We start from the raw sequence: 9,177 nt of genomic DNA on the forward strand, positions 1-9,177 counted from the left end.
GATTTAAGACGTTCAACCACAGAAGAGGTACATTCAACATCACCGGGCCATTCACGTTCAAATCCATCGACTTTTGTTTTGGTAGTACCGTCAATCGAAACGATAACATCAGACGTATAAAGATCACGAGCTGCATCCATATTATTGGTTACGCGCCAAAGGAGCATATAAGGGTTATGGATATCATTTTTCGCTTCATCGACAAAAATAACAATACGTAAATACTCTTTTAATGGTTCTAAAAGGGAGAAACAATCTTTGATTGAGCGACTTTCTTTACGCACACTTACAACGGTCACAGGGTTAGCCGTGTGACGCATATACTGGGTCAATCCAACCGCTTCGGGAAGGAACGATTGTACTTTTTCCAATAAAAGTGTGCTATCAATCGATTCAGGTGCGGTCGGTGAATACGATGCCGTAAAATCTATTCCCAATTTTCCCCCTACGAGCGATTCCGGACTGGAGTGATCCAATGCATCGGTAATCCCCTCTGATATAAAGAGGCATTTTGGGATAAATCGGTTTAGCGCATACGTTATTAATGCTTCGTAATTGGTCAATTTCGGAGCATCTTCCCCGAAAAAGAGGGCATGTTTGACAAAACTCATCTGTCCCGAACCCCAAAAAATATGCATAAACTGTTTGGCGTGCCCTTTGTACAACGGTTTCATTTTCGCCAAAATAAGGTTGTGAAACACACCATTCTCAGGCATGTGATAATCAATCAAATCCGCCGCATTCGTTTTCAACAGCGGTAAAAACACCCTCTCGGTTGCCCAACCCATATATTTATCTTCCAATGGTGGTTTCCCGACAACGGTTGCAAGATAATAAGGGGTTTTGCGGTGTGTGATAGCACTCACTTCCAACACCGGATAATGTTCTGCAAGGGTATAATATCCGGTATGATCTCCAAACGGCCCCTCAAGTTGAAGTTTTTCGGTATCTACCCATCCCTCGATGACGAAATCAACATCCTCAGGAATATAAAGGGGAGTCGTAAGGGATTCAACCAGCTTTGGGGACTCTTTTTTGATCAGTCCATAGAGTAACAATTCATTCACACCGTACGGTAATGGAGCTGTTGCACACCACGTGTACAAAGGATCTCCTCCAATCGCAATCGACACCGGCATTTTCTTACCGGCACGCTGATACTGATCGAAAAAGTGCGACGAATCTTTATGAATCTGCCAGTGCATCCCTAAATGATTGTTATCATAGACTTGCAAACGATACATTCCAAGATTGACCAAAGCACCGTCCAAACTCTGAGTATAAACCTGCCCCATCGTAATAAACGGTCCGCCGTCCTCTTCCCATGTCGTCAAAATCGGCAGATCATACAGATTCACTTCATTGCCCTGCTTCACAATCTCTTGGCAGCTGCCGCGTGTTTTGAGTTTTTTAGGGAAAATATCTTTCATGGCAAACAAATCGCCGAGCATTCCGATTTTTTCTTTGAACCCTTGCGGCGGTTTCATGTGGAGAAGCTTTTCGATTTCGCTGGCTACCCCTTCTACTTTGCGTCCAAAAAGAAGCTCGGTCCGGGCATAAGAACCAAAAAGATTCATAACAACCGGGGTTTCGAATGTTTTACCGCTTTTACGATCGATCGGGTGGGTAAAGAGAAGTGCTTTTCCTCCCCCCTCTTTTTTCACTTCAGCATAGGCTAGATGGGGAATCTCAAGATAAATATCTAAAGGGGTATCGATGACACGAAGTTCATCTTTGGATTTTAGCAGATCAATCGTTTTTTTTAATGTCACAGATTATCCCTTGTTCGCCATGACTTCAGCACGATGCAATAATTCCATTGCACCCTGAGAAATCAAACGCTCCGCCATCGCTTCACCGACACGTGAGAGATGCTCTTTTGATACTATGATTTCATCCCCCATCATTTCAGAGCCATCAGGCATACCGAGCGTTGAGCGGACGATGACTTCACCGTTGGGTTGAACCCGTGCACTCACACCGATCGGAACCTGACATCCACCGTTAAGGGTATCCACAAACCCGCGTTCAATCGTCGTTTCGATACGGCTGTTCTCATCTTCGAGGAATGACGCGATCTCCAAAACCCACGGCTCATTGACCGTCTCAATCCCAAGAGCCCCCTGCCCCATAGCCGGAAGCATCTCATCGAGGGAAATTGGATAAAAGTATTCTACTAAATCACTAAAGCCCAAACGGTTAATTCCTGCTGCGGCTAAGATAATCGCATCGAATTCACCCTCTTTGAGCTTACGGATACGGGTATCGACATTCCCGCGTAAATCTTTGATCACCAGATCAGGACGCTGCTTTACAAGCTGCATACGGCGGCGCAATGAAGAAGTACCCACAACCGCACCCTGAGGCAATGAAGTAATATCAGGATATTTTTCACTGAGCATCGCATCACGGACATCTTCACGCAGAGTGATCGCCGAAAGCAATAACCCCTCCGGCATGAGGGTAGGAACGTCTTTCAGTGAATGAACCGCCATTTGTGCCTCACCGCGAAGCATCGACTCTTCGATCTCTTTAAGAAACAGCCCTTTTCCTCCGATTTTTGCCAAAGGTACATCCAAAATCTTATCCCCTGAAGTAATAATAATTTTCAGTTCTACCTCGACATCACTGAAATTCGATTCAATAACCGATTTAATATGATTCGATTGCCAAAGGGCAAGTTTGCTTCCACGTGTTGCGATGGTGAGTTTTTTCATGTATTACTTAACCTTAATCTCTTTGTATTTATTTTTTGAAGTGTCTTTCTGTCCGTTGAAAAAGACGGTCGGTGTTCCGGCTACCATCATTGTTTGTGCTACTTGTTGGTCAAATTCGAATTGTTTGACTACCGAGGAACGTCGAATATCATTCACACCGATTTTTGTTCCAAAAGTTTTATTAAACGCATTTAGAATCTTTTGCTCATCTTTTTCATTGGCATTAATATCTACGTTATAAAGCTTTAAGACTGCATCTTTAGTGCCGTTTTGTTCTGCCGCTATTGCCGCTTTTGTCAACGTTACAGCTGCAGGATGGAGACCGGAAAGAGGGAAATGATAATAATAAACGGCAAACGTTTTGGGAAATTTTTCCATATAAGAGAGTGCTTCAGGGACATAACGACGGCAAAACGGACAAAGTGGATCGGAGAAAATCGCTATTTTATGCGTTGCATTTGCATCACCGCTGATGCGATTGGCAGCGGTATAAAACGCATTGTTAAAATCAGGGGCAACGATATCGTTATAACGCTCACCTGTTTTAAGATTAACCAGTTCGGGTGCGATAATATTGCCATTAACAAAATAGGTCCCGTTTTGATTGATACGTCGAGTTTCACTGCCTTGTTTTACATCAGCCTCAATCGTAACAAAATAGGCTTGCCATCCGCTTACCGCAGCAAGATTTTTTTTACCATTAACCTCAATCTGTAAATTGGTAACATTAGGATTTCCCCCTATTCCCTTTTTCAAAAATGAGACAACTTCAGCGTCGGTCGCTCCAAAAAGGCTAGCGGAGAGCAGGAGTATCGTCGATAATTTCGGCATCAATGACATGGTCATCCTTTTGTGTGGTGTAAGTGTGGTTTTCTGGAGAATATTTTCGCGTAAAACGGTTAATGATTAGTACTCCTATGAGGGAAAACTGCATTAAAACACCGATGATATCGCATAAAAATCCAGGGAGAATAAGGAGAATTGCTCCAAATAAGCCCATTAAATTGCGGTTAGAGAACCCTTGCATATCAATCTGGCGCGTACGGAGGGCATCGAGATTTTCACTCAGGGTATGGCGAAAATTCATTAAGATAAAAATGCCTAAAAATGCGCTTCCGACAATCTCAAAAAAAGTAGCCAATCCACCGATATGTGAAGCAATCTCAATCGTGAGGGTCACTTCCAAAAAAAGGTAGATCAGGAAATAAATCATTGGATGAGTTCCTCAATTTTACTGAGGACATCCGCCGCATTCACGGTAATCATTTCGCGGGTTGCACGTACCATAATCTGAACCGAACCGTTATCAAGTTCTTTTCCGACGACAACAGTGAACGGGAACCCGATCAATTCCGCATCCGACATTTTAAATCCGAAACGCTCTTTACGATCATCCAGCATTGTCTCGATTCCACGTGCTTGCAATGAAGCATAAAGCTCTTCGCCATACGCCATGTGCGCTTCTTCTTTGATATTAGAAACCATCACATTCACCGTATACGGAGCTGTTGCCTGGGTCCAGATACACCCTTTTTCATCATGGTGCTGTTCGATCACGGCAGCAACGAGACGGCTGACACCCATCCCATACGTTCCCATAATAAAGGGTTGAGAACGCCCGTTTTCATCCAAAAACTCCGCTTTGAGCGGTGCGGAGTAAACGGTCCCGAGTTTAAAAATATGTCCTACTTCAATCCCTTTCGTATGGAGAATCTTCCCTCCGCAGTGAGGACATCCATCCCCCTCTTGTACGCTTGCGAGATCGGCGAAATGAGCTTCGTTCATTACACTCAAATCAACGCCGACGAAATGGTAATCTACGTCATTCGCACCGCAAATCATTGTGGTTGCACCCCGCGTGTCATTATCCATGACAATACGGATCTTGTCTTGATCCAACGGTCCGATAAATCCCGGAACCAATCCGATTTCGATCAATTCTGCCTCGGTAGCATCGACCAAATCAATTGCAGCAACACTGTTACGTGCTTTTACCTCTTGGAGTTCATCACATCCTCGGATAAAGAAACAAACCAGTTCACTCCCCTCGGTATACACCGCACGTTGTACTACCGCTTTGAGGGTATAGTAAGGATCGACATGGAAGAAATTGCTCAAATCTTCGATCGATTTGATATCCGGTGTTTTAAAACGGGCAAAATCGGCGCTCGGCGCTTCAGGGATAATACTTCGCGGTGCTCGGCGAGCGGCTTCGACATTCGCACCGTATTCACACGTATCACACACAGCGAGAGTATCTTCACCGCTTCCGGCTAACACCATCAGCTCTTTTGAACCCGTACCGCCGATGGCTCCGCTGTCGGCTTCAACAATACGAAACTCCAAACCTAAACGCTCCAAAATACGTTTGTATGCCGCTTCCATCGCATCGAATTCACGATCCAAATCTTCCGTACTGGAGTGAAAGCTGTAGCCGTCTTTCATCACAAATTCACGTCCGCGCATTAACCCGAATCTCGGACGCGCTTCATCACGGAATTTCGTTTTGATTTGATAAAGATTAATCGGGAGTTGTTTGTAACTATTAACTCGGTTACGGACAATGTTTACCATCATCTCTTCATGGGTCGGTCCAAGGACAAAAAGGTTCTCTTTACGGTCACGAAAACGGAGGAGCTCTTTGCCGAATTTTTCAATCCGTCCGCTCTCTTCCCATAGCTCTGCAGGGGTGACAAAACTAAGATCAACCTCTTGGGCATCGCATGAGGCCATCTCTTCGTTAATAATGTTTTCGATTTTACGAAGTACCCGTTTTCCCATAGGTAAAAAATTATACAATCCTGCAGCTACCTGCGTGACAAATCCGGCGCGTGAGAGAAAGATATGGCTCGGGAGTTGAGCATCTTTCGGCGCTTCTTTGGTGGTTGGGATATAGGCTTTACTAAAACGCATTATTTTCCTTTAGGGTAATAGGTACAGGAGTTTTGAGATAAATCATCTCCCTCTTCCTGGTTCATTAAAAAACTCATCGATTCGATCAGAGCATCAACACGCATCGGATCGGAACCATCACGCATCCGTTCGGCAAACGGGTGTAAAAACCGCTTTAACGCCTGAAGAGTTGCTTTGTGGACGGCTTGCTCATACTCTTTAGGGATATAGCCATTTTCGAGTACGCGCGTCGATTCTTGAAATGCGGCATCGGAAGCTCTGAGATACATATTTTTGATCAACGGCTCAACCGAGAGAGTTTTAAGCCATTCGAAAAAACCGATCACATGACGACGGATGATAACGTAAGAGAGTTTCGCTTCATCTTCACGCAAAGCAATATTTTCTGAGACAATCTCTTTGAGATCATCCACATAAAAAAGACGAATCGACCAAAGATCGCTATCGCATTCGATATCTCTCGGAACTGCCATATCGAACCAATATCGATCAAACGGAGTCGGTTTAATCATCTCGTCGGTAATAATAGGGGTCAATGACCCTGTAGCAGTAAAGAGAAGCTCGTTTTCATTAATCGCATAAGCGATTTCATCATACGATCGTACGCGTGCATTGCACTCCCGTGCTATCGCTTCGGCTTTCTCGAACGTGCGATTCATCACCGTCACATCGACCCCTTGGGCACTAAGATGTTTACAGGTAATCACCGACATCTCGCCCGAACCGATCACGAGCGCTTTTTTATCCCTTACCTCTCCAACCGATTCTTTGACTTTCGCGATCGCAACACTCGCAACCGAAACCGGTTTAGAGGAGATATTGGTCGCATTGCGTACCTCAGCGGCACATTTAAACGCATAGCTCATTGCACGAGCAATCTTTTGGGCAGAATACCCGTTGTCCTGAGAGAGTTTAAAGGCATCTTTGAGCTGTCCGGAGATTTGTGTCTCTCCCACAACCATTGAGTCAAGCGAACTGGCAACACTAAAAAGGTGGTGAATCCCCCCTTCATCATCGAAAATATCGGCCCGTTCGTGCAGCTCGTGTGCAGTGAGTCCTGAATGTTTGGCTAAAAGAGAAAACAGTGTCTCTGTTGCCGCCTCTGTATCGTTACAACTGCAGAAAATTTCAACACGATTACAGGTGGAAAGAACCATCGATTCACTGATACAAAGGGTTGCATTGAGTTGCTTCATAGCATTTAATTGCGCCGTTTCATCCACAAAAGCAAGCTTCTCCCGTATCCCAAGCGTCGAGTTTTTGTGCGAAAAGCTAACAATCAAATAGTGCATTAATGACTTCTTTTGATGACGGTTTCGATGATGGAACGCAAGGCGATATCATCTCCGATAGCACCGATCGCTTCCTCACATAATGCGCTGGCATGTGCGTAGGAGCTCTCAATAATTTTGAATTCATCCATTTTAGAGCGAATCCATTTTTTCTCATTTTCATCCAGAACTTTAGCATGATTGCTGATAAGCCGCTGCTTTTCATTTTCATCGAGACGCTCATACAAATCGATATAAGGGAGTGTCACTTTCCCCTCAGAAAAATCGTTGAGTGAAGGTTTCCCCAGAGTCGCTTCATCGGCAGTAATATCGAGAATATCATCGACAATTTGAAATGCCAACCCCAAGTTTTTCCCGTACGTTGCATGCGCTTCATGATCTTTACCGACCAATACCGCCGCACTGTAAGCACACGCTTCGATCAAGGTAGCCGTTTTGAGATAAAGCATTTTAAGGTAGAGTGCACGATCGGTATTGAAACTCGCCGCCATCCCTACGTCCATCATCTCTCCGATCGAGAGACGGGTAACCGATTCGGCAACAGCTCGGGAAATACGGGGATCAAACGATGTCAATTCACTAAACGCTTTAGAATAAAGGATATCACCGAGCATAATAGCCGTTTTAGATCCCTCCGTGGCATTCACCGAAGGTGTTCCTCGACGCAGTTGTGCCTCATCGATAACATCATCATGGAGCAGACTCGCCGCATGGATCAACTCAACGATCGCTCCCAGCAAAGGGGCACTCGGATCGGATGGGGCAATGGTCAAAATAAGACGCGCACGAAGACGTTTACCACCGGAGAGCTTTTGGAACAATTCTGTGGCATGAGGATAATCAACCTCATCAATCAAACGTGCAATAATGGTTTCTACGGTTTCCAACATTCCTATCATCACTTCTTAGTTAAATAATCCAGCACAATTCGCTTCTCTTTATCAATCAGAAAAAGATCCATCTGTGCCGTTGCATTAGCTTCGTCAAATTTTTTAAACACGACAACGACATACGGGACATCTTTTTGACTCCGCTTAGGAGGTAAAAGACGTTTACGAAAACTTTGATTGGCATGTCCGGTATACAACATATGCTGTCCGACAAACCGATCAAAACTCTCATGCACGACTAACGCTTTGTCCGTATAGAGAGTCCACCTGAAATTGAGTACCCTCTCTTGCCCCTCACTCTTAACGAGCACTTTAACCAACTCATCTTTTTTGAGGGCAAAGCTTTTTGTCTCTCTCCAAGCGGCCGCATCCAAAAGGCTCAACACACCAACGAGTAAAAATATGAAAATACGGCTCATACAAACTCATTTCTGAAAATTTTGGAACGTACGATTTCTATCTTTAAGGCAGATTATACATCGACTCGGCATAGGATCAATTTAAGTCGGTGATTATACCACCACAATTCTTAGGTGTATGAAAAATGAAGGAGATCTAAAAAAAAGAGCTATTTTTAAAAAAGGGTATCCAAAACCTGATTTTTGTATTTCATTGTTTCGACTTTTGCTTTAATCAGTCGATTTTCTTCTTTTAATGCATCATGTTCATGACTGAGTGTTGAGATTTCGCGGCTTTTAAAATAGATTTGTGTATTGATAAATATTTTCGGAAACACCAACATCAAGATTAGAAAAATCCCCACAAATACATTTCGTAAGAAAATCGGTCCCATCGAATCATCAGGGCTGATAATCTGCTGCGTCTCTTCTAAGATATCGTGTTTTTCACTCATCGTATCAATCTCTTCGTATTTCAAATATTCGCAGTTTCGCACTACGGCTTCTGGAATTTGCCCGTAATTCATCATCCTGAGCGCTCAGCGGTTTTTTCGTAATAATTTTGCCGATCGCATTTTTATTGCCACAGGTGCATCGCATCGCATCATCAGGACAAATACAATTTTTTGCCCATTTACTGAACCGGTTTTTCACAATACGGTCTTCAAGTGAATGAAACGTGATGATCGCAACGCGCAGATGCTTAATAGCCGAAGATTCAATCGCATCGAGCAAACGGGTCAATTCACCCAGTTCATCGTTGACTTCAATCCGAATCGCCTGCATCACCAGTGTTGAGGGGTGGATTTTTTTACCCTTCGGCATCAGATGAAAAATTGCGTTGGAGAGTTCTTTTGCAGAATTAAACGGGCGACGCTGAACAATCACTTCCGCCACTTTACGGGAGTTGGTCACTTCACCGTATTCTCGCAGTATGGTTTCCAATGCACTTTGCGAATATTCATTA

The 9,177-nt window shown here is 44.1% G+C and carries 10 protein-coding genes; all 10 read right to left on the minus strand.

What is annotated here, in order from left to right; all coding sequences use genetic code 11:
* On the minus strand, positions 1-1,772 hold a 1,772-nt coding region (locus tag A3G19_RS00730; protein WP_294870089.1), incomplete at its 3' end, for a menaquinone biosynthesis decarboxylase.
* A gap of 3 nt (positions 1,773-1,775) precedes the next feature.
* Positions 1,776-2,717, minus strand: coding sequence for a hydroxymethylbilane synthase (hemC, locus tag A3G19_RS00735; RefSeq protein ID WP_015653977.1), 942 nt, complete (start codon positions 2,715-2,717; stop codon positions 1,776-1,778).
* Positions 2,718-2,720: 3 nt separating this feature from the next.
* Positions 2,721-3,557, minus strand: coding sequence for a DsbA family protein (locus tag A3G19_RS00740; protein ID WP_015653978.1), 837 nt, complete (start codon positions 3,555-3,557; stop codon positions 2,721-2,723).
* Positions 3,511-3,930, minus strand: coding sequence for an FxsA family protein (locus tag A3G19_RS00745; RefSeq protein ID WP_015653979.1), 420 nt, complete (start codon positions 3,928-3,930; stop codon positions 3,511-3,513). Before A3G19_RS00745 ends, A3G19_RS00740 begins: the two co-directional genes overlap by 47 nt.
* A complete protein-coding gene (locus A3G19_RS00750) occupies positions 3,927-5,630 on the minus strand; it encodes a proline--tRNA ligase (protein WP_015653980.1) in 1,704 nt (567 codons plus the stop codon). Before A3G19_RS00750 ends, A3G19_RS00745 begins: the two co-directional genes overlap by 4 nt.
* Positions 5,630-6,922 carry a glutamyl-tRNA reductase gene (hemA, locus tag A3G19_RS00755; protein WP_015653981.1) on the minus strand — a complete coding sequence of 431 codons (1,293 nt, stop codon included), beginning with the start codon at positions 6,920-6,922 and terminating at the stop codon, positions 5,630-5,632. Before hemA ends, A3G19_RS00750 begins: the two co-directional genes overlap by 1 nt.
* Complete coding sequence (locus tag A3G19_RS00760) at positions 6,922-7,821, minus strand: polyprenyl synthetase family protein (protein WP_291750849.1); 900 nt, start codon at positions 7,819-7,821, stop codon at positions 6,922-6,924. Before A3G19_RS00760 ends, hemA begins: the two co-directional genes overlap by 1 nt.
* Positions 7,821-8,231 (minus strand): hypothetical protein, encoded by a 411-nt coding sequence (locus tag A3G19_RS00765; protein WP_015653983.1) that lies wholly within the window; start codon positions 8,229-8,231, stop codon positions 7,821-7,823. The genes A3G19_RS00760 and A3G19_RS00765 overlap by 1 nt, the downstream gene beginning before the upstream one ends.
* A gap of 155 nt (positions 8,232-8,386) precedes the next feature.
* Positions 8,387-8,707 carry a hypothetical protein gene (locus A3G19_RS00770; RefSeq protein WP_291750850.1) on the minus strand — a complete coding sequence of 107 codons (321 nt, stop codon included), beginning with the start codon at positions 8,705-8,707 and terminating at the stop codon, positions 8,387-8,389.
* Positions 8,670-9,177 (minus strand): 16S rRNA (cytosine(1402)-N(4))-methyltransferase RsmH (gene rsmH, locus A3G19_RS00775; protein WP_294870092.1); only part of this gene is annotated, 508 nt, incomplete at its 5' end. The genes rsmH and A3G19_RS00770, both read right to left, overlap by 38 nt.

Source organism: Sulfuricurvum sp. RIFCSPLOWO2_12_FULL_43_24, from assembly GCF_001829605.1.
GTDB lineage: Bacteria > Campylobacterota > Campylobacteria > Campylobacterales > Sulfurimonadaceae > Sulfuricurvum.

What these genes read in the sequence shown, in the direction of transcription:
- hemC (WP_015653977.1), bottom strand. Translation starts at nt 2,717, where the DNA reads ATGAAAAAACTCACCATCGCAACACGTGGAAGCAAACTTGCCCTTTGG.
- A3G19_RS00740 (WP_015653978.1), bottom strand. Translation starts at nt 3,557, where the DNA reads ATGTCATTGATGCCGAAATTATCGACGATACTCCTGCTCTCCGCTAGC.
- A3G19_RS00745 (WP_015653979.1), bottom strand. Translation starts at nt 3,930, where the DNA reads ATGATTTATTTCCTGATCTACCTTTTTTTGGAAGTGACCCTCACGATT.
- A3G19_RS00750 (WP_015653980.1), bottom strand. Translation starts at nt 5,630, where the DNA reads ATGCGTTTTAGTAAAGCCTATATCCCAACCACCAAAGAAGCGCCGAAA.
- hemA (WP_015653981.1), bottom strand. Translation starts at nt 6,922, where the DNA reads ATGCACTATTTGATTGTTAGCTTTTCGCACAAAAACTCGACGCTTGGG.
- A3G19_RS00760 (WP_291750849.1), bottom strand. Translation starts at nt 7,821, where the DNA reads ATGATAGGAATGTTGGAAACCGTAGAAACCATTATTGCACGTTTGATT.
- A3G19_RS00765 (WP_015653983.1), bottom strand. Translation starts at nt 8,231, where the DNA reads ATGAGCCGTATTTTCATATTTTTACTCGTTGGTGTGTTGAGCCTTTTG.